At 54.8% G+C, this 24,221-nt stretch carries 20 protein-coding genes; 9 read left to right on the top strand and 11 right to left on the bottom strand.

Going from position 1 to position 24,221, the window contains the following annotated elements:
* Positions 1-370: 370 nt before the first annotated feature.
* The 7 genes from RAL91_RS01835 (at position 371) to RAL91_RS01865 (ending at position 9,228) form a co-directional block, all read left to right on the top strand.
* Positions 371-1,207, top strand: a complete 837-nt coding sequence (locus RAL91_RS01835; protein WP_306259275.1) for a pyruvate, water dikinase regulatory protein — start codon at positions 371-373, stop codon at positions 1,205-1,207.
* Positions 1,204-1,824 carry a Maf family nucleotide pyrophosphatase gene (locus tag RAL91_RS01840; protein ID WP_306259276.1) on the top strand — a complete coding sequence of 207 codons (621 nt, stop codon included), beginning with the start codon at positions 1,204-1,206 and terminating at the stop codon, positions 1,822-1,824. Before RAL91_RS01835 ends, RAL91_RS01840 begins: the two co-directional genes overlap by 4 nt.
* 18 nt (positions 1,825-1,842) lie before the next feature.
* A complete protein-coding gene (locus RAL91_RS01845) occupies positions 1,843-2,718 on the top strand; it encodes a shikimate dehydrogenase (RefSeq protein WP_306259277.1) in 876 nt (291 codons plus the stop codon).
* Positions 2,715-3,317: a dephospho-CoA kinase gene (coaE, locus tag RAL91_RS01850; protein WP_306259278.1), complete on the top strand. Its 603-nt coding sequence runs from the start codon at positions 2,715-2,717 to the stop codon at positions 3,315-3,317. Before RAL91_RS01845 ends, coaE begins: the two co-directional genes overlap by 4 nt.
* An 83-nt stretch (positions 3,318-3,400) precedes the next feature.
* A complete protein-coding gene (gene dnaQ, locus RAL91_RS01855) occupies positions 3,401-4,132 on the top strand; it encodes a DNA polymerase III subunit epsilon (RefSeq protein ID WP_306259279.1) in 732 nt (243 codons plus the stop codon).
* A gap of 192 nt (positions 4,133-4,324) precedes the next feature.
* Complete coding sequence (locus tag RAL91_RS01860; RefSeq protein ID WP_306262727.1) at positions 4,325-5,752, top strand: efflux RND transporter periplasmic adaptor subunit; 1,428 nt, start codon at positions 4,325-4,327, stop codon at positions 5,750-5,752.
* Positions 5,749-9,228, top strand: coding sequence for an efflux RND transporter permease subunit (locus RAL91_RS01865; RefSeq protein ID WP_306259280.1), 3,480 nt, complete (start codon positions 5,749-5,751; stop codon positions 9,226-9,228). Before RAL91_RS01860 ends, RAL91_RS01865 begins: the two co-directional genes overlap by 4 nt.
* Here RAL91_RS01865 and RAL91_RS01870 read toward each other — a convergent pair.
* The 5 genes from RAL91_RS01870 to RAL91_RS01890 form a co-directional block, all read right to left on the bottom strand.
* Positions 9,200-10,774 (bottom strand): TrkH family potassium uptake protein, encoded by a 1,575-nt coding sequence (locus RAL91_RS01870; RefSeq protein ID WP_306259281.1) that lies wholly within the window; start codon positions 10,772-10,774, stop codon positions 9,200-9,202. The genes RAL91_RS01865 and RAL91_RS01870 overlap by 29 nt on opposite strands.
* 118 nt (positions 10,775-10,892) lie before the next feature.
* Complete coding sequence (locus RAL91_RS01875; protein ID WP_306259282.1) at positions 10,893-11,870, bottom strand: GNAT family N-acetyltransferase; 978 nt, start codon at positions 11,868-11,870, stop codon at positions 10,893-10,895.
* A gap of 150 nt (positions 11,871-12,020) precedes the next feature.
* A complete protein-coding gene (locus RAL91_RS01880; RefSeq protein ID WP_306259283.1) occupies positions 12,021-13,553 on the bottom strand; it encodes a YifB family Mg chelatase-like AAA ATPase in 1,533 nt (510 codons plus the stop codon).
* Positions 13,554-13,691: 138 nt separating this feature from the next.
* Positions 13,692-13,928 (bottom strand): excalibur calcium-binding domain-containing protein, encoded by a 237-nt coding sequence (locus RAL91_RS01885; RefSeq protein ID WP_306262729.1) that lies wholly within the window; start codon positions 13,926-13,928, stop codon positions 13,692-13,694.
* Positions 13,929-14,335: 407 nt separating this feature from the next.
* Positions 14,336-14,935, bottom strand: a complete 600-nt coding sequence (locus RAL91_RS01890; protein ID WP_306259284.1) for a TetR/AcrR family transcriptional regulator — start codon at positions 14,933-14,935, stop codon at positions 14,336-14,338.
* Between the two features lie 90 nt (positions 14,936-15,025).
* Here RAL91_RS01890 and RAL91_RS01895 point away from each other — a divergent pair, with 90 nt between their 5' ends.
* Entirely contained in the window at positions 15,026-15,532 is a 507-nt protein-coding gene (locus RAL91_RS01895; protein WP_306259285.1) for a DUF1772 domain-containing protein, read from the top strand.
* A gap of 12 nt (positions 15,533-15,544) precedes the next feature.
* Here the strand turns inward: RAL91_RS01895 and gshB are convergent, their stop codons facing one another.
* Genes gshB through rsmI form a run of 3 tightly spaced genes read right to left on the bottom strand, consistent with a single transcriptional unit; the run spans position 15,545 to position 17,769 of the window.
* Positions 15,545-16,483: a glutathione synthase gene (gshB, locus tag RAL91_RS01900; RefSeq protein WP_306259286.1), complete on the bottom strand. Its 939-nt coding sequence runs from the start codon at positions 16,481-16,483 to the stop codon at positions 15,545-15,547.
* Positions 16,484-16,492: 9 nt separating this feature from the next.
* Complete coding sequence (locus tag RAL91_RS01905; protein WP_306259287.1) at positions 16,493-16,870, bottom strand: YraN family protein; 378 nt, start codon at positions 16,868-16,870, stop codon at positions 16,493-16,495.
* On the bottom strand, positions 16,867-17,769 hold the full coding sequence (rsmI, locus tag RAL91_RS01910) for a 16S rRNA (cytidine(1402)-2'-O)-methyltransferase (protein WP_306259288.1): 903 nt from the start codon (positions 17,767-17,769) through the stop codon (positions 16,867-16,869). The genes RAL91_RS01905 and rsmI overlap by 4 nt, the downstream gene beginning before the upstream one ends.
* Before the next feature lie 275 nt (positions 17,770-18,044).
* Between rsmI and RAL91_RS01915 the strand changes: the two genes are divergently transcribed.
* Positions 18,045-19,256: a penicillin-binding protein activator gene (locus RAL91_RS01915; RefSeq protein ID WP_306259289.1), complete on the top strand. Its 1,212-nt coding sequence runs from the start codon at positions 18,045-18,047 to the stop codon at positions 19,254-19,256.
* Positions 19,257-19,681: 425 nt separating this feature from the next.
* On the opposite strand, the gene RAL91_RS01920 is transcribed toward RAL91_RS01915, so the two are convergent.
* From RAL91_RS01920 to RAL91_RS01930, 3 genes are read right to left on the bottom strand one after another with little or no spacing between them, the layout of a single operon-like run.
* Positions 19,682-21,967, bottom strand: a complete 2,286-nt coding sequence (locus RAL91_RS01920) for a hypothetical protein (RefSeq protein ID WP_306259290.1) — start codon at positions 21,965-21,967, stop codon at positions 19,682-19,684.
* A 2-nt stretch (positions 21,968-21,969) separates the two neighbouring features.
* Positions 21,970-22,329, bottom strand: coding sequence for a hypothetical protein (locus RAL91_RS01925; RefSeq protein ID WP_306259291.1), 360 nt, complete (start codon positions 22,327-22,329; stop codon positions 21,970-21,972).
* A gap of 53 nt (positions 22,330-22,382) precedes the next feature.
* Complete coding sequence (locus RAL91_RS01930; RefSeq protein ID WP_306259292.1) at positions 22,383-24,218, bottom strand: hypothetical protein; 1,836 nt, start codon at positions 24,216-24,218, stop codon at positions 22,383-22,385.
* Positions 24,219-24,221: the final 3 nt, after the last annotated feature.

Consider the following 24,221-nt stretch of genomic DNA (forward strand, 5'->3'; position numbering starts at 1 on the left):
GGAACGGGAATTAAAAATCATCCACAAAACGTCGTGAATTATCCCCAACGCGGAGAGGCCAGGAACTACCAGCATAAATTATGAAGCTTTTGCCAAAAATACGGGAACTTCCAGAAATTCAAATTGTAAACAAAAGGTTAACAGCGTCAAAAGCCTTGTCTGATTGTGGACTGTTCAGGGAAAACTCAGGATAAGAAATGGTCCACAATTTTCGCGTTTCAATCAGCAGCGTTATCCACCCCTAACAAAATGTTAATGTTTTATTAACCATTGCGCATAAAGTGGCCGGGTGGACATTTCGCCAAGACTTCTCCAAAACTCATTCATGATTCGTCAACAGGCGTAACCCACAGTTTGTGGATATCCAACCGTGAAAAAATCCACCTTTTTCCATCTTCATCTGATTTCAGATGCCACCGGCGAAACGCTGATTAATGTCGGCCGTGCCGCTGCTGCCCAATATGATTCTGCGCAGGCGCGGGAACATATCTACACCATGGTGCGCAGTGAAAAAGACATTGCCCAGGTGGTTGAGGATATTGAGGCGTCGCCAGGTATTGTCCTTTACACATTGATAGAGCCGGACCACGCCGCGCTGCTGGAGGAGCGGTGTCGCGAGTTGGGAGTTCCGGCCCTGTCAGTGCTGGATCCGATCTTGTCTTTGTTCCAGACCTATCTGGGTGCAAAATCGGCGCAGCGCGCAGGCGCACAGCATGCCCTGGACACAGAATATTTCCGCCGCATTGATGCGCTCAATTTCACCCTGTCTCATGATGACGGCCAGATGAGCGACGATCTTGAAGAAGCTGATGTTGTCATTCTCGGCATCAGCCGCACTTCAAAGACGCCCACATCCATCTATCTGGCAAACCGGGGTGTGAAAGCTGCCAATATACCTTTGGTGCCTGATGTGCCGCTGCCGGATGTCATAGAGAAGATGACCGATGCGTTTATCGTTGGCCTGATTGCGAGTCCGGACCGTATTGTGCAGATCCGGCAGCACCGTCTGCTGTCGATTAATGCAGAGAGCAAGGATACGACCTATATCGACAAACATGCTGTGGCAGAAGAAATTGCCCAGACCCGGCGTCTCTGCGCCCGCCGGGGATGGCCGATCATCGACGTTACAAGACGCTCAATTGAAGAAACCGCCGCTGCGATTCTGACCCTTTATGGCGCACACAAAGCAAGACAGGATAATCCATGACTGAATCCTTCGGAGAATTTCAGACAGAAGCTCTGATATTGGCATCTCAAAGCCCGGTCCGGGCCAGCCTGTTGCGGGATGCAGGCTTGAAGATTTCCACAACAGCCGCCTCCATTGATGAACGCGCCGTCGAGGATGCCATGGGGTCAGACGTGAATGGAGAGGATCTGGCGCAGGTACTGGCCGAGGCCAAGGCGGGCGATGTGTCGTCACGCTTTGCAGATACATTGATTATTGGTGCTGACCAGACACTGACCTGTGAGGGGCAAACCCTGCACAAAGCCAGCGATGATGAAGATCTGCGCAAAAAGCTGCTTTGGCTCAGTGGCCGAACCCATACGTTGCATGCAGCCATTGCGGTGGTTCGCAATGGTGAGACAATCTGGCGTCACACCGAGCAGGCGCATATGCGGATGCGCAAGCTGTCTCCGGAATTTGTCGGGCGCTACATGGCAGAGACCCTTCCGGAATCGCTCAGCAGCGTGGGCGGCTATCAGCTGGAAGGCCTCGGGTCTCAATTGTTTGAGAAGATAGAGGGCGACTATTTTACCATTCTCGGTCTTCCTCTTTTGCCACTTCTGGCCTGGTTGCGGGCTGAAGACGTTTTGATGTCCTAGTGTTGCGGTTCCGAATCGATGGTTGAGTCCACTGGTAAAAATGCCTGCGTTATCGGGTACCCGATCAAACACTCCCGCTCGCCGCGCCTTCATGGCTTCTGGCTTCAGCATTATGGCATTGAGGGCTGTTACGCTGCCGAATCGATTGCCCCGGACGCGTTGCCCACTTTCATGGACTCGCTTAAAAATGGCACGCTGCAATATTGCGGTGGCAACGCCACAATTCCCCATAAGGAAGCGGTTCTGGCTCTGGCAGATCATGCAGATGAAACAGCCAAAGTGCTGGGCGCTGCCAATACCTACTGGGTGGAAGACGGCGCGCTTCATGTCAGCAACACCGATACATACGGGTTTCTGGGCAATCTCGATGAGGGAGTACCGGATTGGGATGCCCCGAAAAAATCGGGCATTAAAACGGCCATCGTCCTGGGGGCAGGCGGCGCTTCACGCGCCATCGTCTATGGGCTGATGACACGCGGCTTTAAATCCATCATTCTGGCCAATCGAACCGTGAAGCGTGCGCATGCATTGGCTGACCATTTCTCAGAACTGGCATTGGCCAATGACTGCAAGATCATGCCGCACAGCCTGCTGCAGGCTGAGGCATATCTGTCGCAAGCCGACTTGCTGGTCAACACCACCAGCCTTGGCATGGTTGGTCAGGACGATCTCGTCTTTTCCCTGAAATCCATTCCCATAACCACTGTTGTGACCGACATTGTCTATACCCCGCTTGAAACAGATTTGCTGAAGGAAGCCCGTGCAAATGGCAACCGGACGGTCGATGGGCTTGGCATGCTGCTGCATCAGGCGGTGCCGGGATTTGAAAAATGGTTTGGCGTCCGGCCAGAGGTAACAGACGCATTGCGCAATCATGTTCTGCAGGATCTATGACCGCGCCGGGACAAAATATGCTGGTCCTCGGCCTGACTGGTTCTATCGGCATGGGCAAATCGACAACCGCCAATTTGTTCCACGAAGAAGGTGTTCCTGTTTTTGATGCAGATGCGGCCGTTCATGATCTTTATCAAGGCGCGGCTGTTCCAGAAATTGGCAAACGGTTTCCAAACGCCGTCAAGAACGGTATTGTCGATCGGGCAGCGCTTGCACAATCCGTCATCGGACATGCAGACGCTTTAGCTGATCTGGAAAAAATCATTCATCCGCTGGTTCGCGCAGCGGAACTGGACTTCATCCAGCACCATCGGGATCATCGCTCGAAATTTGTTCTTCTGGACATTCCGCTACTGTTCGAAAGTGGCGGCGATGCCCTGTGCGACAAGATTATTGTCGTGACCGCCCCGGCAGATGTTCAGCGTGAACGCGTGCTGGCACGCGACGGCATGACACCGGAGAAATATGACGGTTTGCTGGCACGGCAAATGAGTGATGCTGACAAGCGCGCCAAAGCCGACTTTATTGTCTTTACGGATAAGGGGATTGAAGATGCGCGGCAACAAATCCGCAAAGTTCTGCAAAACCTCAACGCGTGATTCACGTGAAACAATCCCTGTGCTAAATTCCATCAAAGTGGATTCGATCAGACCAGACGGTCCTCAACGGAGTGACAAAACCCATGCGTGAAATTGTTTTTGATACGGAAACCACAGGGCTGGATGCGCGCAAGGGTGACAAGCTGATCGAGATTGGCTGTGTGGAACTCATCAACCGCTTTCCTACTGGAAAGACCTATCATCAATACATCAACCCGGAACGGGATGTGAGCCAGGGTGCGTTTGATGTGCATGGCATGTCCTGGGACAGTTTGAAGGAAAACCCGGTCTTCGCCGATGTTGCAGCGGGATTTATCGACTTCGTTGGTGATGACGGGATTCTGGTTGCCCATAATGCCAGCTTCGATATGGGCTTCATCAACACCGAATTGAAGGCCGTCGGCCGCCCGGTTTACTCTGATGAGCGTGTCGTTGATACGCTGATGCTGGCCCGCAGGAAAAACCCGGCTGGCCCGAATTCCCTTGATGCGCTTTGCTCGCGCTATGGCGTCAACAATGATCACCGTACCTTTCACGGCGCGTTACTGGATGCGGAGCTTCTTGCAAAGGTCTATCTGGAACTGCTGGGCGGTGCACAGGCTGACCTTGGTCTGAGAGCGGATAATCCGGAGGAGGGGTTGGATGAAGATGGCAATGCCTGGCATCCGAAGCCTCGTGAAAAAGCGCTTCCGCCGCGCTTGAGTGAGGCTGATCAGGCGGCACATACCGCTTTTGTTGCGACGTTTTCTGCTGAACCGATCTGGTCCAAATACATTTCCATTGATCGCGATACAGCCAAATCCGGTCGGAATTGAGCATTTTTTCAATTCCCCGACCGACTTCAAACCCTAAATAACCGGAATTTCATTTTGTTTTCTGCCGCAGATGCGCCAGATATGAGTGAGGCCCAATGAAGACGCGCCGTCTGTAAAGCGTATATGATCGCAAGATCAGCTGACGTGAGCAGGCTGTCATAATCCAGAAGCGCGGATAGGGAGGTGGCCTTGATGGATACCGAAGTGCCGGCTCAACATTCTGACAGACCGTCAAAGCAGATCAGCCAACCTGATGCTGCCCAGATCTATCCGTCTGTTGCCCCGTCTGGTCCAAAAAGGATACGTCCGTTCTTTCTGTTTCTGCAGGCATTGATCGCCATAGCGATTGTCTTCGGTGCCGGTGTTTTCATGCAGCGCATGCTGGCGGATAAGGAGCCGCCACGCCAGCGCCCGGTACGTGAACAGGTCTTCACCGTTGAAACGATCTCTGTGCAGCGGGGGGATTTCCAGCCTGATATTCAGGTTTTTGGAACCATCATTGCCGGTAATATGATCGAAGTGCGGACAGAACTGTCCGGTCCTCTGGTTTCGGTCAATCCACAACTACGCAGCGGCGCTGTTTTGCGCACGGGAACGGAAATCGCTGCGATTGATCCGTTCGAATTTCAGACCGCCATTGCCGAAGCTGATGTGGACATTCTGGATGGCGAAGCCAAATTGCTGGAGGCCGAAGCTCGGCTTGCTGCGGTCAAAACCGACCTGGTCAATGCCCAGGCCCAACTGGCTCTGGCCGAGCGGGATGTGGAACGCGCCGAAGCGCTTGTCACCCGCGGCTCGGTCACGCAACAAACGCTTGATCAACGCCAGCAGGCGCTGCTGCAAAGCAAGGCGTCAGTTGACAGCGGCCGTGCCAATTTAAAGGTTGAAGAGGCCAAGCTGGCACAACAACGCGCCGCCCTGGATCGGCTTTCATTAAATCGCACACGCGCTGAGCGGGATCTGACCCTGACCAGCCTCATTGCGCCAACCAATGTGGTGGTTGAAAGCGAATCCGTCACTCTTGGCCAGATGGTTACAGCCAATCAGGTCATTGCAGAGCTGATTGATCTGGCAGCATTCGAAGTTCAGTTCACCTTGTCGGATGGCCAATATGGGCGTTTGACCGGACAGGACCGCCCATTGCTGGGAACCGAGATGAGCGTTGAATGGACAGTGGGCACGCGGCAGGAAACAGTTTCGGCCACGATAAACCGCATCGCTTCGTCGATTACGGCGGATCGTGGAGGTGTGACGCTATTTGGAAAACTTGAAAATCTGACGCCCGACATGGATCTGCGCCCGGGGGCTTTTGTGAAGATCAGCCTGCCCGATCAAATCTATTCCAATGCAATTCAAGTGCCTGAAACCGCACTTTATGATGAGCAGCGTATTTATTTGGAAGAGGAAGGTCGGCTGCGATCAGTCCCCGTTTCGGTTCTGGCCTTCACCGGCACGAATGCCATTTTGCAAGCCGATCTCGAAGACGGTGCGAAGGTGCTGAAAACCCGCATTGCGGAAGTGGGCGATGGGCTGCGTGTGCGTGAAGCAGGCGCAGAAGCGCCGTCAGGGCCACGTCCCGATGGGGCCCGTGGTGGTGGAGAGCGGAGACCAAGGCCATGAACCAGCCGCAAATACCACCTGGCGGATCAAGTGGGCCAAATGGATCTGGCGGGTCAGGCGGGTCAGGCGGATCTGGTCTGCCCAGCCAGAACAACCCTGTGCCCCGAGTCAACGCGTCCTATGATTTTGCACCAAAACGGCGTGGTCTGATCAGCCTGTTTGTGCGCCATAAGAACGCCGCTAATCTTCTCATGGTCCTTATGATCCTGGGTGGCATCGCGGCGATCAGCCGTATCAACACCCAGGTGTTTCCATCCATCGAGATCAACTCTGTCACGGTGACGATCAACTGGCCCGGTGCCAGCGCCGAAGATGTGGCCGAAAACATTCTGGCCAATGTGGAACCCAGCCTGAGATTCATCGAGGGCGTGGAGGATATGACCTCCAGCGCCCGTGAGGGCGCGGCCTCCATCCGTCTGGAGCTGGAACCGGGCACCAACATGCAGGATACACAGGACAAGGTGGAGCAGGCCCTGAACGCCATCTCCACCCTGCCGGATGAAGCAGAAACGCCAAAGCTTTCAGTTCCGCGCTTCTTTGACAATCTGGGCCGCATTGCCATTTCAGGCCCGTTTCCGGAAAGCTCGCTGAAAATTTACGCCAAACGCATCCGCGATGACCTGCTGGAACGGGGCATCGACAAGGTCAATTTCTCCGGATTTCGCGATACCGAAATCGGTGTGGAGCTGGATGAAACCAGTCTGCGCCGTGTCGATCTGACCGTCTCGGATGTCGCCACAGCCGTTCAGGCCAATACGCGTGACAGGCCCTCGGGCACGCTGGACAGCGATGTGGAGCGCCAGTTGCGGGTTGTTTCCGAGGAGCTGGATGCGGAAACTCTGCGCAATCTGCCGCTGCGCGCCACACCTGATGGTGAGACCATCCGCTTGGGCGACATTGGCCGTGTCGTCAAAGGGTTCAATCAGGATCAGACCCGTGGTCTGGCCAATGGTCAAACGGCTATTCAGATGACTGTCCAGACTGGCAAGGGCAAGGATACACTGGAAACCGCAGCTATTCTGCAAACCTATTTGGATGAGCTGAGGCCCACATTGCCGCGTGACTTGAATCTGCAACTCTATGATCTGCGCTCAGACCGGCTCAATGAACGCATCATGCTGCTGGTCAAAAATGGGTCAACGGGTCTGGCGCTTGTGCTGATCATTCTGTTCGTGTTCCTGAATGCCCGCACCGCCTTCTGGGTGGCCGCCGGTATACCGGTTGCCATGATGATCACAATCGGTGTGCTTTATCTGTTGGGTGAAACCATCAATATGCTGTCCCTGTTCGCGCTGATCATGATGCTGGGCATTATTGTGGATGACGCCATTGTCGTGGCCGAGCACACGGAAACCCGGTTCAAAAATGGCGAACCACCTTTTATGGCAGCTGAAAACGGTGCCGAGCGGATGCTGGTGCCTGTAATGGCAGCAGCGCTGACAACGGTTGCGTCCTTTGCGCCTATCCTTCTGATGGGCGGGACCATAGGTGCCTTCATGGGCGTGCTGCCTCTGGTCGTAATCGCAGTTCTGATTGCCAGCCTGATCGAGTGTTTTTTGATCCTGCCGGGTCATTTGGCTCATGCCATGTCGTCGTCCGGTGCCAAGCGCTGGTCGCATTGGCGCATGATCTTCATCAGCCTGTCCTTGTTGGCGCTGGTTACGATCGCCAATACGCTGCCGCTTTCCGGAACCGCTGGCGCATTGCAGGCCAGCGTTGAAGACTGGCCGCCAATGCTGCTCACCGCTGTGTTCGCCTTGGTCAGCCTGCTGATGGCTGCTTTAATTGAAGCTGTGATCCAGCAAGTGTCAAAACCCAATGCCTCCGGCAGGCCCGGCTTTGGAACACGCATGCGCAACGGCATCGATGGAGCTTTCGACTGGTTCCGTGATCGACCTTTTGCTGCCATGGCAGAGGCTGCCTATGCCGGTCGCTACATCACCATTGCCTTCACAATTGCTGCCATGATCGTGGCACTGGCCTTCGTCCAGTCTGGTCGGGTGAACTTTACCTTCTTTCCATCGCCCGAAGCGGAATCCATCCGTGCCGGCGTGGAATTCAATGCCGGCATTGCCGAAGAGGATGCGCTCGAAAAACTTCGCATTCTGGAAAAGGCTCTGTTTTCCGTTGAGGAAACTCTGGCCGCACCGGGTGCTTTGATCCGGTCAAGCTATTTGACCCTGGGCAGTTCCGGCCGCAGCCGAGGCGATAATGTGGCCAGTTTCCGCGTTCAGCTGACGGCGTCGGAAGATCGCGAAATCCGAACTTCCGAGATCATTTCCAAATGGCGCGAAGCCGTTCCCGATATGCCGGGCCTAAAACGGTTTTCCATCTCGCGCAATAGGTCGGGCCCTCCAGGGCGTGACATTGATGTGCGGCTGAAGGGCAGTGATCCGGGCACGCTGAAAGAAGCTGCCGCCGAACTGATTATCTTCATCAATTCCTTTCCCGGTGTCAGCGGTGCGGAAGATGATTTGCCCTATGGCAAACCGGAACTTGTCATGCGTCTGAAAGACCGCGGTGCCTCTCTTGGCTTTACGGTTGATCGTGTGGGCGAGCAGATACGCAATGCGTTTGAGGGAACCATTGCCCGCAGGTTCTCTGATGGCGAAGAAGAAATTGCCATTCGCATCAGCGAAAGCCGAACCACGCAAGGCAGCGCTGCCTTGCGCGAGCTTGATCTGCGGGCACCCGATGGACGTTATGTGCCACTGAGTGAAGTCGTCAGCCTGTCTGAGCGTCAGGGCTTTGCCGCCATTCAGCGCCGTGATGGACGGACCACCATTTCCGTCACCGCCGATGTGGACGACAAGGTGACAAATGCGAATGCCATTTTGGAACAGCTTGAATCCAGCGGCCTTGAGGAAATCACCACCCGCTACGGGCTGGATTACAGACTGTCCGGCCGTGCGGAAGAACAGGGCAGATCGTTTGGTGAATTGCGCGCCGGAACAGCTGCAGCCATGCTGGTGATTTACATCATTCTGGCCTGGGTATTTTCCAGCTACACACGCCCCTTTGTGGTGATGATGATTATTCCCTTCGGTTTTGTGGGAACGGTGTTCGGCCACTGGGTTCTGGGTTTTGATCTCACCGTTCTGTCGATTATTGGCCTGTTGGGCCTGTCTGGAATTCTGGTCAATGATTCCATCATTCTTGTCAGTCGGCTGGAAGAACGTCTGGCCAGTGGTGATGGTCCACGTGCCGCGGCAACCGGTGCCAGCCGCGATCGCCTGCGTGCGGTCCTGCTGACTTCTTTGAGCACCATAGGTGGTTTGACACCTCTGCTGTTCGAAACCAGCCGTCAGGCCCAGTTCCTGATGCCCATGGCCATCACCATGGTGTTCGGACTGGCCTTTGCAACGCTTCTGGTGCTGTTTTTGGTGCCTGCGCTGATCGGTGTGGGTGAGGATCTCAGACGGCTGCGCCAAACCATTTATGGTCGGCCTATGAGCGCCAGAAGCGCGGCAGAATAAGCACAAGCATTGTGAAGAATTCCAGCCGGCCAACCAGCATGCCCAGGATCAGCAACCATTTTGCCGTATCGCTCAAGGGCTGAAAATTGCCCGCCGGTCCGATGATTTCCCCAAGTCCGGGACCCACATTTGACAAGGATGTGGCAGCGCCGGACATGGCTGCCAGTGTACTCATGCCGGTTAAGGACAGCAGGACGGCCAAAATCGCAAAGCTCAGCAGATAGAGAAAGAAAAACGCCATCACAGACAGCGAAACGCTGGTTGGGATCGGGCGACCGTTAAAACGGCGGATAAAAATTCCGTGGGGGAAGGCAAGGCGGTTCAAATGCTGCCGCAAATCCATAAACAGCACCTGAATGCGAAACACTTTCATGCCGCAGGAGGTCGAGCCTGCACAGCCGCCGATAAAGGTAATGACAAAGAACAACGCGATGGAAAACTGGCCCCAGGAACCATAATCATCATTGGCATAGCCGGTTCCGGTCATGATCGAAATCACATTGAAGGCACCGTAGCGCAGCCCTTCAAGTCCGGGATGAACCCCCCGTATCGTCTCATAGCCCCATATGGCAAGAATGAACAAAAGCAGAATGCCGAAGAAGCCCCGAACCTGCTGGTCGGTGAGCATGGGTTTCATGCGCCCCTGAAAGGCTTGAACCCAAAGCAGAAAGGGCAGGCTGCCTGCCAGCATGAAAACAATGCAGATTGTATCGATCAGGGCACTGTCAAAGTACGCCAGCGAGGCATCCTTGGTGGAAAACCCGCCTGTGGCGACCGTCGTCATGGCATGAAACAATGCATCGGCAGCACCCATCCCGGCGACGGAATAGGCAAAGGCACACATCACTGTCAGCGTGATGTAGATCATGGTCATGGCCCCGGAAATCTGTGTCACGCGCGGCAGAATGGCATCGGTGGAATCAAAGGCTTCCGCCTTGAATATCTGCATGCCTCCAATCTGCAGCATTGGCAGAATGGCAACCGCCATAACGATGATTCCAAGACCGCCAAGCCATTGCAGAATGGCGCGCCAGAACAGGATACCGGGCGGTGTGGAGTCCAGATTGGTGATCACCGTGGCACCGGTTGTGGTCAGGCCGGACATAGACTCGAAAAATGCATCCGTGAAGCTTGGCACAACACCGGAGAAGTAGATCGGCAGGGCACCGAAAGTGGCCAGCGCCAGCCAGGCTGAAACAGTCATCAGGAAAGCCTGCCGTGTGCCAAGGCCCCGAACCGTGCCACGGGTTGCCAGCCACAATCCAAGCCCGAACGAAGTGGTGACCAGCGACGCCACGGCAAAGCTGCGCCAAGCGATATTGCCAAGAGCGGCATCCATAATGGCGGGGGCCATCATGGTCACACCCAAAATCGCGGTCAGAATGCCGATAACCAGCAAAACGGGCCTGAAATCCAGCGCCGATTGCGCCGGTATCAGCGGATCAGTCGCAAAGGTTGCGCCAGCCCGATTATCTGCCAGTCCGCCTAGAATGTCCGGCGGCTGTATGCGGTTGCTGGCAATTTTAGCAGGTGGCAATTCAGCCATAAAAGAGTTTGCCGGTCTGATGATAACAGGAAGACCCTGTTTAGCCGTTTAAGACGGGTTTGTCCCCCACCTTAATTGTGCGGCTAAATGACCGATAACAGATTGTGGAAAATACTCTTTAAACTGCGTAGCGCGTCGCTTCAGCACCAAAATGCTTGATGTAGCGCTCATCAATGTCTGACACAGGCAGCACAATCAGCACATCTGTCGTGCCGAATTGATGGTCAATCACCGCCCCGTCGCCGATTTTGGCTCCGATTCGCAAATAGCCCTTCACCAAAGGTGGCAGTTCCCGAAGCGCAGTTCTGGCGGATACCGCGTCCCGGGACAAAAGATTCATATCCGCATAGCGGCCTGGCAGCGCTTTCACCGACCATTCAGGTGCAGTCCCGGCATGATGATGCAAAAACGAGAGCGCAGTTGCATTGTCTTGCGGGTCTGTTCCGGCAAAGGAGGCGCAGCCAAACATCACATCCAGATCATGCGCCCGCACATAGGACCAGATGCCATGCCACAACAATTCAACCGTTCGGCTGGTGCGGTATTCCGGCAGCACGCATGAGCGCCCCAATTCCAGAAACTTCAAATGGGAATGGCGCGCCAGAAGCGGCGCAATATCATATTCATCAGCAGTGTAAAAACTACCATGCAGCTCGGCAACTTCTTGCCGCAAAAGGCGGTAGGTCCCGACAATGCGGGGTTTTTTGCTGCGACTCAGTGACTCGTGATCCAACACTAAAAGATGATCGCAAATCCGGTCGAACCGATCCTCGTCTCGGCGAAAAAAGCGTGTTTTGGCATCAGCCACTGCAGCCATTTCGCCGTAAAACACCTTGTAACGCAGTGCTTGCGCCTTGCGCAGCTCCCGCGGTGTTTGGGCCAGACGGACTTCCAGATTGCCAATACGCCCGCCAACAGACCCTTTGAGGCCCCCGAACAGGCCCGCAAAATTGGGAAGCACGCGGTTCGGCAATTGCGGAAGCGGTAAAAGCGCCCGTGGGGAAAAACCCTGAAGCGCCCGCGGCGAAAATCCATGACGTGAGGCAGAGCGCAGGCGCTGCCAGGTCGATAGTGGTGTACCCAACCCCGTTCGCATCACAAGTTCCCACCCTTATGGACTGCAGCTCCTCATCGAAGCACACTCAATCAGCAAATCCGCTGCTTTGCATATAGGCGCGATTCGCCCCTGCACAAACCGCTTTATCCCGATTTGTTGAACATCCGATGACAGTTTTGTAGGTAGCACTCAAGCCTGTGACGTGCCGCCATCTCCAACCATGCGGTAACTCAGGGCTTCAGCCAGATGTACCCGGCCCAGCGCGTCTGATCCGTCAAGGTCCGCGAGGGTGCGCGCTATCTTCAGCACACGGTGATAGCCCCGCGCACTGAGTTTCATCGCTTCAGCGGCATCTTTCAGCAGGGTCAGACCAGCTGCATCGGGCGCGGCGACTTCACTGATGAGATCGGCAGGGGCGGCAGCCATGGTGCGGATATCGGGATGGCCAATTGCGGCAAAGCGCTCGGCCTGAAGGGTTCGGACTTTTGCCACACGCGCTGCAACAGCTTTGCTGGCTTCGCTGGGTTTGGGCGTAATGAGATCGCTCGCAGTCACCGCTGGAACTGCAATGCGAATATCAATCCGGTCCAGAAACGGGCCGGAAATACGCGCCTGATAATCATTGGCGCAGCGCGGCCCGCGCGGGCATTTATAGCCCGGTTCTCCAGCGTGCCCGCATTTGCAGGGGTTCATGGCTGCAATCAGCTGAAAGCGTGACGGGTAGGTGAGCCGGTAATTCACACGAGCGATGGAGGTTTCGCCGCGCTCCAAAGGTTGACGCAGACTGTCCAGCACTTGCGGGGTGAATTCGGGCAATTCGTCAAGAAACAGAATGCCATTATGCGCCAGCGACACTTCGCCTGGCTTGGCGCGTATGCCGCCCCCGACCATGGCCGCCATGGACGCGGAGTGGTGCGGTTCGCGGAACGGACGGCGGTCCGACAGACCACCGACAGAGAGGCTACCTGCAATGGAAGCGATCATCGAGACTTCCAGAAGCTCCTTGGGCGAAAGGGGTGGCAGAATAGAGGGCAGTCTGGCAGCCAACATGGATTTTCCGGCACCCGGAGGCCCGACCATCAACATATTGTGGCCTCCTGCAGCGGCCACTTCCAGCGCCCGACGGGCGGTTTCCTGTCCCTTGATGTCAGACAGATCGGGCAGGTTTTCTGCCGGCGCATGGATCGCAGGCTCGGGGTTGGACAGGACTTGTGTCCCTTTGAAGTGATTGGCCAGTTGGATCAGGTTTTCCGGCGCCAGCACCTCCAGATCAGTTCCGGCCCAAGCGGCTTCCCGGCCACTGGCAGCAGGGCAGATCAGCCCCTTATCCATGGCATTTGCGGCAATCGCAGCGGGCAAAGCACCAGTGACGGCGGCAATACTGCCATCCAGTGCCAGTTCACCCAGAACCACAAAGCGGCTGAGAAATTCTGCGGGCAGGGCACCAATTGCCGCCATCAGACCCAGTGCGATTGGAAGGTCATAATGGCTGCCTTCCTTGGGAAGATCCGCCGGTGCCAGATTAACCGTGATCCGGCGCGGTGGCAGCGACAGGCCGGACGCATGCAAAGCCCCGCGCACCCGCTCACGGCTTTCAGCCACGGCCTTGTCCGGCAGACCGACAATGGTGAAGGCAGGCAAGCCTGGTGCCAGCAGAACCTGCACATCAACCGGCACGGCTTCAATGCCCTGAAAACTGACAGTGGTGACGTGTGCAACCATGCGGGGAGGGTCCTGATTCGAGATAAGGTTCGGCTGCAATATTGCAGGGAAACAAGACGCTGGCAAAACCACTGATTGATCGTGCCATCAACCGGCAACAAATGCCATCGCACGGTCAGGCCGCATAAAGTTTCCAGATCACCATCGAAGGGCTCTGTCTCCTATCTGCGGTATCTCGTCGACAGTTCGGTGTATTCGACCGCCGAAGAATAACTCACAGGCAATTCCGTCTTCGTCACGATCATGAGGGCCCCAGTATCCCGGTTGACCGATGAAGGATGGAGCCAGGCCTACGGCTCTGGCAGCATCGCAGTTTGGTGCAGACGCAATATGTTTGATCGTTGTGAGCGGCGGCCAGGGACTTAACAAAAACATACCGCCGCAGACAACACCGAGCAAAGAGCCAACAATGATTGGTTTGCCAAACGACTTCCACCAACCAGACGAGCGCTTTGAAGGGATATTTGCGTTGGTAACCTTGGCAAATCGGTCTCGAAGTTCGAGCGACCGTTCATCCGGATCATAGCCTGTTCGCTCTAGTTTCCATGGAGTTGGACTGTTAGCATCCTTTGGGGGCACCGGGTCAACCTTCTTGGTCTGCCATTTGCTTTCAGTCCAAGAGTGTATTTTAGGCAGGAAAATATCGCGTAAAGCATTTATTGAAAATTGAAGATAACCCAAATTGCCAGCGCAGTTCCCTGACACAGGCCGGGATTTTCACGTGACGCTGGCAAACCACTGATTGATAGAGTCATCAACCGGCAACAACGGCCATCGCACGGTCAGGCTGCGTAAAGTTTCCTGAGCAGCATCAGCGCCCGGTCAGACCGGGCGCTGCAAGCGGCTTCGGATAAGGGGTCCAATTGCCCGATTACCCGGCGTATCTGCAGATCACCGATCAGCAGGCCCAGATAGGTTTCGGTGGCCTCAGAAGGGTTTTCAACCTTCAGAACACCGGTCTGCATTATACTGTCAAACAGCCTTTCTATGAGCGGCGCTATCGTTCCGCGACCGGCCTCCGTGATGGCTGCACCAAGTGCGCCAGTGCTGTCTGACGCTGCGGCCCGGTTGAGGGCAATTGCGCGCTCGCTGGTCAGCAGCGTCAACAGTTTCGCGCCGATCTGTTCAAGCGCTGCGAGCGGATCGCCTTCCGCTGTCAGGCTGGCCTCCAGCTCGGCTTTCACAACCGCTGCATTGTCCTGAACCATGGCTGCAAACAGGTTTTGCTTGTCCCCGTACCAGCGATACAGCGTCTCATTTGAGGCACCCGCTGCTTTGGCAATGCTGAGCATCGATGTGCCACCATAGCCGTGCTTCGACAGCAGGGCATAGGCTGCCTCGGCAATCTCCTGATGCCGTTTTTGTTTCTTGTCGTTCCGCATATCAAATTCCAATTTTGACTTGCCAATTACCGTACACATCTATACGGAATAGTAAATACGTACATATATGTACGGTAAAGGAGTTCGAACATGCCAATAATGATTTCAACCATGATCTCCCTGTCTTTAATCCTGTGCGCGGCGATTTTTGGCTTTTTCTATGCCTGGATCTGTTCCACCATGTGGGGACTGGACGCAGCAGATCCGCGCATAGCGATTTCTGCCATGCAGGCCATGAATGCCTCTGTTCGAAACGCCGTCTTCGCGCCGGCATTCTTTGGCACGCCACTGGTTTTGGCAGCCACCGCAGCGCTGCTCTGGGCGCGCGATTACAAAACAAGTGCAAAGCTTTTTGCGCTCAGCGGCGCGGTCTATCTGTGCTTTGGTCTCATTCTGACAATGCTCGTCAATGTGCCCATGAATGAAGCGCTGGCGCGCATCGTGGTTCCGGAAGATCTCGATGCCGCTAGCGCGATCTGGCAGGACTATTCAAAACCCTGGCAGTTTTGGAACCAGTCGCGCACGGTCGCGTCCGGTTTTGCATTTCTGCTGGCTGTAATCGGGACGCTTAAACTGTCCGTCAGACCGTTAGAGTGAAGAGGCGACTATTCAGACTTTCGCTTCAATCGCATCCCAGATGAGGGCCGCAATATCCGCGCCGCCAAATTTCTTCACTTCGCGAATGCCGGTTGGAGAGGTGACGTTGATCTCGGTCATGTAGTCGCCAATGACATCGATGCCGACAAAGATAAAGCCGCGCTCTTTCAGGGCAGGACCGATGCGCTCGCAGATTTCATGTTCGCGGGCAGTCATGCCAATGGCTTCCGCGCGGCCACCCACATGCATGTTGGAACGTGCTTCGCCTTCTGCCGGTACGCGGTTGATGGCCCCAACGGCAACGCCGTCGACCAGAATGATGCGTTTGTCGCCTGCCCGAACGTCTGGCAGATATTGCTGAACCATAAAAGGCTCTGGAAACATCTGTTCGAACATTTCCAGCAGAGAAGCCAGATTCTGATCATCCGATGTCAGGCGGAATACGCCAGCGCCGCCATTGCCATAAAGCGGTTTTAGAATGATATCGCCAACTTCTTCCCGAAACGCCCTGATATCGTCCCCATTGCGCGAAATCAGGGTTTTGGGCATCAAATCGGGAAATTCGGTAACGAAAATCTTTTCCGGCGCATTGCGCACATGGGCCGGATCATTGACCACCAGTGTTTGCGGATGCACCCGCTCCAGCAAATGGGTGGTTGTGATGTAATTCATGTCAAAGGGCGGGTCCTGACGCAGCAGAACACTGTCCATATCAGTCAGTTCCAGCATTTCCTCGCTGCCCAGCGTGAAATGATCACCCTCCACATCCTGCACAGTCAGGGGGGCCATGCGGGCTTTGACCTTGCCATCCAGCATCATCAGCTGATCCGGCTCGTAATGGAACAGACTGTGCCCGCGTTTGGAGGCCTCCAGCAACATGGCAAAGGTGGAATCGCCACCAATTTGAATGGTGGAGATGTGATCCATCTGGACCGCGACTTTGAGTGACATAGAATTACCTCAGATGTGATCGGAAAGATCAAAAGCCTGTTTCAGATGGACCGGCCACCGCCATGGCGCAAGGGCTATCACATCAAATCGTGTGTTGAAATTTGCAAATTTGGACTGTCGGCTGAGCCAATGTGCAGCCGCTTGCCCGATACGCGCCTGCGCTTTGGGGTGAACGGATTCAAGGGCCATGTCCAAAGTGCTGCGCCATTTAACCTCGGTAAAAACCACCAACCGGCCACGGCAGGCAACCAGATCAATTTCGCCAACCGGCGTTTTATAGCGCTGATTCAAAATACGATAACCCTTGACCCGCAACAAAAGCGCCGCTGCAGTTTCGGCGTGCCGTCCGCGCGTTTCCGCCCGCTGTCGTGTGCGGGATCGGTTCACTGCGCGTCTCTCAACTGAAGCGCGCGCTGATAGACGTCCCGGCGTTTCAGACCGCTCATGCCAGAAACCTCGTCAACCGCCTGTTTCAGCGGCACTTTGGCCATACGATCCTGCAAAGCCGCATCCAGATCAAACATCTCTTCCTGAGGCGCGCCGCGCCCGATCAACAGCACAATTTCCCCTTTGGGCGTGTCTGAATTGGCAAATTCCTCTGCCAGTTCCCCAAGAGTGCCGCGATAGAAGGTTTCAAAGCGCTTGGTCAATTCCCGGCCCACCACAGCCGGACGATCATTGCCCAGAACAGAGGCTGCATTTTTCAGGCAGGCTGCAATCCGCTTGGGACTTTCATAGAAAACCAGCGTTGCGTCACTGCCGCCAAGTGTCTGGAAAACGGCGCTGCGCGCTTTTTCCTTGGTCGGCAAAAAACCCACGAAATGAAACTGATTGTCACCAAGATCCGCCGCCACAAGCGCTGCCAGAACGGCTGAGGCACCGGGAATGGGAATAACCTTGTGGCCCGCTTCCAGCACCTGTGTCACCAACCGGCTGCCCGGATCAGACACCAGCGGCGTTCCCGCATCGCTGATAAGCGCCACCGGTCCGTGCTTCAGAGCTTCGATGATTTTGGCACTGGCAGTATCAGCATTGTGCTCATGATAGGCCATGACGGGTGTTGTGATGCCGTAATGCGACAGCAACACGCGGCTGACACGTGTATCCTCGCATCCAATCAGGTGCGCTGCTGCCAGAGTTTCCAGTGCGCGCAGCGTAATGTCTTTTAAATGCCCGATTGGTGTGGAAACAAGATACAACCCGTCTTCCAAACGCGGGGCATGCAGGCCATAACCATTGATGGAAAACCCACCTTTTTCCGGCGATTTGTCGGCGGGTTGTGGCATGTGGTCTCCTTGGGAAGCGCTTGGTCTTGTCCCGGTGCTGTACCTGAATCTGCCAATTCCTGTTAAGGAATATGAGTTAATATCGACATATTTACTAAAATCTCCGACGATGGAGATCGGAAAAGAAACAAATAATGCGAATAATCGCCTTGTTGTGTTCACATTTCTCGCGCTTTTGCCCTAAAAGGCAAGAGCGGTGTCTCTTCAGGTTCCGCTTTTGATGCTTCGTCCAAGCGTCCGGTCAACAACAGACCGCAAAATTATATGGTGTTGCTATGGCCTTTATAGATTTGTCTCGTCGTAAATGGGTTCGTGCTGCTGCGGTTCTGGCCGCTGGTGCAGTGCTCAGCGCTTGTGTGCCATCCGGCTTTGGTGGTGGTAACGGATTTCGCAATCAGGGCTCGCCGTTTGGCAACACCACCCAGAATGCCACGGGGGAGGTGATCGGCAATGGCGAGGTGCGTGTTGCACTGCTTGTGCCGCTGACGGCCACGGGCAATGCAGGCACAGTTGGAACATCTTTCAAAAACGCGGCCGCTCTGGCGCTGCGTGAATTTCCCAACGCAAATATACAGCTTTTGGTAAAAGACACGCAGGGTACGCCGGAAGGCGCGCGTGCGGCTGCCAGTGCCGCCTTGTCGCAAGGGGCGGAACTGATTTTGGGGCCTGTCTTCGGCAGTGCAGTTGGCCCGGTCACCACATTGGCCGTGGCGCGCTCCGTGCCGGTTATTTCCTTTTCAACGCGCACGGAAGTTGCCACCAGAGGCGCTTATCTGATGGGCTTCCTGCCACGGGATCAGGTCTATCGCGCTGCGGCCTACGCCGCGCAGAAGGGTAAAAAGTCCTTTGCCGTTCTTGTCCCGAACAACCAGACCGGCCTGATCTATGAAGGGCTGTTCCGCGAAGCTGCATCCAACTTCGGAATTCGCGTGGCCACCATCGAACGCTATGCGCTGGATCGCACCTCCATGCAGCAAAAGGTGGCGGAAGTTGCCAAATTGTCGTCTTCGATCGATGGCGTGTTCATGCCGGACAGTGCAGCCTCCGTCACGTTTATGGCGCAGCTTCTGGCTGGCGCCGGCCTGACAGCACCGCGTGTGCTCTATGTCGGATCCGGCCAATGGGATGAACCGGAAATTGCCGCGGAACCGGCTTTGCGCGGCGCAATCTATGCCTCTGTGCCCAACGATCGCTTCAATCAGTTTGCCGGCCGCTACCGGCAGGCCTATGGCTCGGCACCACCCCGCAATGCTTCGCTGGCCTTTGACGCAACCATTCTGGCCGCTGGCCTGACAGCGCGCTTTGGCAATGATAAATTCAGCCGCCGTGTTCTGACCAACACTGATGGATTTGCCGGTGTTGATGGTGTGTTCCGCTTTAATACAGATGGCACTAACACACGCGCCATGGCGGTTTATGAAGTTCAGTCCGGCGGTGCCCGTGTGGTCAGCCCCGCGCCAACCAGTTTGAACAATCGGGGCTTCTAGAACCGGCAAGGATTACGGGTCTCTTGCCTCTGGCACACAATCAGAAGGTGGGCCTCCACCGCAGACACACAAAATTCCCGGCGGGCAATAACACGGTCCTGCCGGAACAAATGAACATCCTGTCCGTGCTTCGCAATGTGTCTTTGCATCATAATCCGTATCCAGACTGCCATTGTCCAGAAATCGGCTTTGGTGGAATGCCTGGCAGGAATTGACGATCTGGCGACACTGATAGCTTTTATCCTCAGCCAATGCTGAAATACAGGCCGGGCTAGAAGTGCAGGTTTCACGATCCATCACGGCACAAGCTGTTTCGGCCCAAACCGGGACCACGAACAAGCCCGCCCCGAATAATGACAGGGCAATGACCACCATGCCAAATAGGCGGGAGGGTGAGTCACACAACATGATGGATCTCCGTTGCCTCATTTGATTCTCTGTTTTGCCAAAACGCCTTCAAAAGACGCTTCGATTGTCATGGCTAGATCAAGCAAGATCTCATAACACCGGTCTGTTCCCGGATCGAAGAACAGGAACCCCTCACTTGCAAGTTTTGGCACGGCAATGCTGGCCGGTGAGGCATCCAATTGCTGGCCTGCCATATCGATTGCGGAAATTTCGATCATCGCAGTTTCAAATGCTCCGCCTATATCTTTCACCGGCAGCGTTCCGGTCCACTCCAATAGACCAGCAGGACCCGCCTGTGCATCAAACACAATTGTGGCCCCTGCAATTTTTACGACCGGTGGGCGTGTAAGCGGTTTTGAAAAGACAACCAAAAACGTGTGGTTAGCCTCAGGCTCGTCAATCACATTGTCGCTTAAAACAGTGAGGCGTCGGTTCAGATGCCTGCCAGTCAATAAGGCTTGCAGACGCAATTCCAGGCCTTTAACCAACACTGCAACATCTCTGACTTTTATTTTGACGACTTCCCGGTCAAGATACAGTCTTTCATAGACAGCGCGCAGGGAGACATCCTGGTTCATCAATTGCACGGCTTTTTTGGTTTCAGTCTGAATTTTAACGCCAATGCCATAGGCAAAGGCTGCCTTGGTAGCGGCCCCGACAAAACCCACTATATCGGCTGGTTTCTTGGGTATGAGCTCACTCAGGCTGTCAGGTTTGATGGAGGCCAGCGCAGCGCTGACCCGCTTCCAATCTTTGCCGGACGCAGCCAGTTTTTCATAACCGCCATAAGCCGCTGCACCAAGCAGCTTGTCAAAACCGACCTCGCTCAGATCGGATGCAACACTGCGTAAGGCGCGCCCCTCAGGCGTTGAAGGATTACCAGCTACAACATTCACAACAGTCTGCGCATTGGCATTCATCAGGCGCCGGTTAAGAATGACGCCGGCATTTGCTCCCAGTCGGTCGTTGAAATAGTCTTTGAACGCCTTCTCTGCCACATCATCGAACAGTCGCCCCGCTTGGGCCCGCATCTGATCAAGCGGCATGTCAGAGCCGCGCTTTGTCACATGCGCCAATGCATCCCGTACCTGTGCAGAATAAGCAGTTATGAATTGTCGACGCGCAACAGCTTCCCCCTCATCAAAAATTTTCCCCGAAATTTTGCGACGTACGTTGGTGGACAGGCGTTTTGCAACAAGCTTGCCCAATTGATCCGCACCAATCTCCACGCCTTTTCTTGCGACAGTTGCAGCACCGCCCGTCAGCAGTAGCTCAGCCACAACGACACCCATATCAACAACAGTGTTGATCGCCAGTTCTGTATTTTTTAACTCGCTGATTTTTAGGTATTGCAAGGCGTAATCATCGCCCAGCTTTTTCAACTCCACGACATATTCATCCGCGCGTCCGTCCATCTGGTCAATGACGGCTTCCAGTGTTTTCTGTTGAGACTCAGCTCCTTTCAGAAGCCCGCGCAGTTCTACTTCCAGAGCTAACGCACCATCCTGCGTGGGCAGCGTTTCGGTGGATTCACTCTCCGTTTTCTCCTGTTCAGGAAATCCGCACATTCGGTCATCCGGCTCGCGGGATGCAGTCTCTGAGCGCCACTCGGCCTCATATAAAACCCCGTCTGACCCGCTAATCCTGACCCGTTCTACAAGTGCCGGAGCGCTTTGGCCCGCAAGGGAGACAAAACGAGCAAAGGCCTGGCGAGACCTGTCCTGCCCGGCTTTGAGCTCAATCTCCTGCTTTCTGTGATGGTCCTCCATTGCGATGAACTGTTGTTCAAGCAAACCCCGTTCACCAATAAAGTCTGAATCGATGGACGCCTTTTGAAGCGCCTCTGCGCGCACAAGAATTTGTTTGTTCAAACTATCAATTGTGGTTCTGGCAGCAGCTGTTTGTCTGTTCTCTTCAGCCAGATCGTTCCGGATCTCACGCTTTTGCGCGGCGCTGGACGCAAGGGGATTGGCCAGCATGTCGCGCCATACCCGATTGAGCAGGCGAATGCCTTCAGCACGTTTTGCCAGTTCCAGCTCCAGAGCAACTTTGCGCTGCAACAGCGTGTCTCGTTGTTTGGCAACTTTTGCTATCAAATTCTGCCGCTGGTTAACCTTTGCGGTCAACGCATCATGAGCATTGCGCTTTTCGGCCAACTTCGCCGCACTTGTCGTTTCCAATTTTTTGAGCGTCGCTTCGCTGTCCAGATAGGCCTGCCGTGCGTTTTCCAATGGCCCGGCATAACTGTGGTTCATTCCGGATATAAATAGCGCGCTGGCGCATAGCAGGGCTGTAAATCTCATGGCTAATCCTCCAGCCTTTCCAGCGTTATGGCTTCAGATAGATAGCGCTCTGGTTCCTTCGACTGACGCAAAACGCGAACAGCCAGTGCGCGACCATCACCCAGCGTCACCATGACATCCAGTGCGTCCGGATCTTCTGCATTTGTGAATACAAGCTCCACATGGAAAGGTGTCCCAAATTCCAGTTCTGGATCGGGTTCCCGAAACTTCCCTCCCGTTTCAACCAGAAATTTGAGGCTTTGAACCTGACGTGATGTGCCAACCTTTGCGCTGACTTTTGCTTGATCCAGCACACCGGTAATTTCGGTGTTTTCCGGAACGGTAATTCGCCGTATCCCATCCTGTGCCATTGCAGGAAGCATCAGCATTCCTATGCAAACGCACAGCATAATACGAATGGAGTTTATCACTGCCCTCATTTGTCTGCCTCATCCGCAGGGACAGCAGCCTTTTCTTTCGAAGCCTCAAGAATAAACGGCTCACTGTGATAGATTTTTGGTCTGTCGGCTGAGCGGAACACATCAAGTAAGGTGCCGCCGGGCCCGGCAGCTTTCCATGACAATTGCACGGATCGTTTGGCCTGTTCCGGCACGTCGTCAAATTCCGCCTCGATCCGGATCGGCTTGCCGAAAGGCAACTCCCCGCTGAAAGGCTGGTTGTCCATGTTGACGAATTGCAGGCGCACCGCCGTTGCTGCCTTGGTGAGAGATAAAACCTCATCTATGTAAGGGTCCTGAATGCTGGAAACAGTGTAATTTCCGCCACCGAAAAGGTCACCGTCGGCGCTGTAGTGCAGGCGCCATACTTCCCCGGCCAGCACCACATCTCTGGTTCGTGGCCTGAAGTCCGGCTTAAGTTCTACCCATTCCGGCGGGGACCATTGTGCGATCAGTTGCTGCGCGACGCCTGCGGGATATGAGTCAACATCCACATCGTGCATGTCGCGCAGAGTTCGCTTGCCAGTGAGCCGCTTGCCATCATAAGAAACCGTTTCATAGGCATATTGATACCCGTCCAGCCTGGAGATCTTGAGGCTTGCCGCGCGTACCTGCTTTCCTTTCCCGCTGGCCTTCAGCGGATCGAACCGGTCGACAGGCAGGGCTTCACTGCTTGTTTCGCGATCGTGGATTTCCCGTTCCAGCAGCTCGATCTTGTCTTTGTAGAAATTTCGCGACAGGTCTTTCATATAGACAAAGGGCGACTTCAGCCGCTTGTATTTATACTGGATTGTGTTCTTGCCTGTCTCTTCATTGATCCAGATGTGTATTGTTTCGCCTTTGAGCTTTTGCAATTCCGATTTCATGCGTTTGATTTCGGCGGCAACAATATCTTCCTCTGCCTCCGGTGTCTGCGTACCATCGGCGGCCTCAATCAGCCATCTCGACCCGTCCCTTGGGTTGATCCATTCCCCGAACAGAGCTCGGTTGACGGCCTCGCGCTGTTCCTTGTCCATAATGGTGACCGGATCGCCATCAAGCTTGAATACGAGCTTTGGGGCGCCGCCATCGAATTCGACGCTGACGCCGCCATGGAGCACGATTTCATCAGAACCGTCGGATGGCTGGATACGGGTGACAAAATCTCCGCGATCAGGATCCCATTCAAACAGCACCCGGTCGCCATCATCGATGGTCTCCATCCCGGCCCGAGTTTGCTGATCAAAATAAGTTTGAGCCATGAATTTGGTGAATTTCGCAAGCGCTTTCTGCCTTTCTTCAGAACTGGGATTGTCGACGCCGGATAGCTTCAGAACGTCCCGCAGGCGGGCCTCTCTCTGCTTCTGGTCCGTTGCCGCCAAAAGAGCTTCGACCGCCTCACGGTGGCGGTCATCGTTGAATGTCAAAAGCCCGTAGGCATCGCCAAGTTGCTCGACAAATATCGAATGGCTGGCAAGGCGTTTGGCGGATTCGCTGTCAAAGTCTTTTGGCACGATCGGCCCGGCTTTCCAGCTCGGCAATCTGGATTTTTTCAGGATTTCGAATACCAGGCGAGCGGTTTCCGGGTCCTTGAAATGTGTCTTCTCAAGTTGCTTCATCAGGCCTTTCGCCAGACCAACCACATGAGGATCAGGTGCCGACAGGGCCGCTTCGTCTGCTTCGGATGGCAGGCCATTGACCTCGTCGGCAAAAGACGTTTGTGCCAATGTAAGTGCAGCCAGCAGAATCGTCAAAATGGCAATAATGATCAATGCAACATTGCCAGAATGCCGGCCTATCGCATTTCCTGATATCAGCTGACCGGACCGAAACATCGT

It is taken from the genome of Pararhizobium sp. IMCC21322 (genome assembly GCF_030758295.1).
Classification (GTDB): domain Bacteria; phylum Pseudomonadota; class Alphaproteobacteria; order Rhizobiales.

Coding starts and splice junctions, on each gene's coding strand:
- RAL91_RS01915 (WP_306259289.1), top strand. CDS start 18,045: ATGGCCTTTATAGATTTGTCTCGTCGTAAATGGGTTCGTGCTGCTGCG.
- RAL91_RS01920 (WP_306259290.1), bottom strand. CDS start 21,967: ATGAGATTTACAGCCCTGCTATGCGCCAGCGCGCTATTTATATCCGGA.
- coaE (WP_306259278.1), top strand. CDS start 2,715: ATGACCGCGCCGGGACAAAATATGCTGGTCCTCGGCCTGACTGGTTCT.
- gshB (WP_306259286.1), bottom strand. CDS start 16,483: ATGTCACTCAAAGTCGCGGTCCAGATGGATCACATCTCCACCATTCAA.
- RAL91_RS01865 (WP_306259280.1), top strand. CDS start 5,749: ATGAACCAGCCGCAAATACCACCTGGCGGATCAAGTGGGCCAAATGGA.
- RAL91_RS01870 (WP_306259281.1), bottom strand. CDS start 10,774: ATGGCTGAATTGCCACCTGCTAAAATTGCCAGCAACCGCATACAGCCG.
- RAL91_RS01890 (WP_306259284.1), bottom strand. CDS start 14,935: ATGCGGAACGACAAGAAACAAAAACGGCATCAGGAGATTGCCGAGGCA.
- RAL91_RS01845 (WP_306259277.1), top strand. CDS start 1,843: ATGGTTGAGTCCACTGGTAAAAATGCCTGCGTTATCGGGTACCCGATC.
- rsmI (WP_306259288.1), bottom strand. CDS start 17,769: ATGCCACAACCCGCCGACAAATCGCCGGAAAAAGGTGGGTTTTCCATC.
- RAL91_RS01860 (WP_306262727.1), top strand. CDS start 4,325: ATGGATACCGAAGTGCCGGCTCAACATTCTGACAGACCGTCAAAGCAG.
- RAL91_RS01875 (WP_306259282.1), bottom strand. CDS start 11,870: ATGCGAACGGGGTTGGGTACACCACTATCGACCTGGCAGCGCCTGCGC.
- dnaQ (WP_306259279.1), top strand. CDS start 3,401: ATGCGTGAAATTGTTTTTGATACGGAAACCACAGGGCTGGATGCGCGC.
- RAL91_RS01880 (WP_306259283.1), bottom strand. CDS start 13,553: ATGGTTGCACACGTCACCACTGTCAGTTTTCAGGGCATTGAAGCCGTG.
- RAL91_RS01925 (WP_306259291.1), bottom strand. CDS start 22,329: ATGCTTCCTGCAATGGCACAGGATGGGATACGGCGAATTACCGTTCCG.
- RAL91_RS01930 (WP_306259292.1), bottom strand. CDS start 24,218: ATGTTTCGGTCCGGTCAGCTGATATCAGGAAATGCGATAGGCCGGCAT.
- RAL91_RS01840 (WP_306259276.1), top strand. CDS start 1,204: ATGACTGAATCCTTCGGAGAATTTCAGACAGAAGCTCTGATATTGGCA.
- RAL91_RS01885 (WP_306262729.1), bottom strand. CDS start 13,928: ATGTTTTTGTTAAGTCCCTGGCCGCCGCTCACAACGATCAAACATATT.
- RAL91_RS01895 (WP_306259285.1), top strand. CDS start 15,026: ATGCCAATAATGATTTCAACCATGATCTCCCTGTCTTTAATCCTGTGC.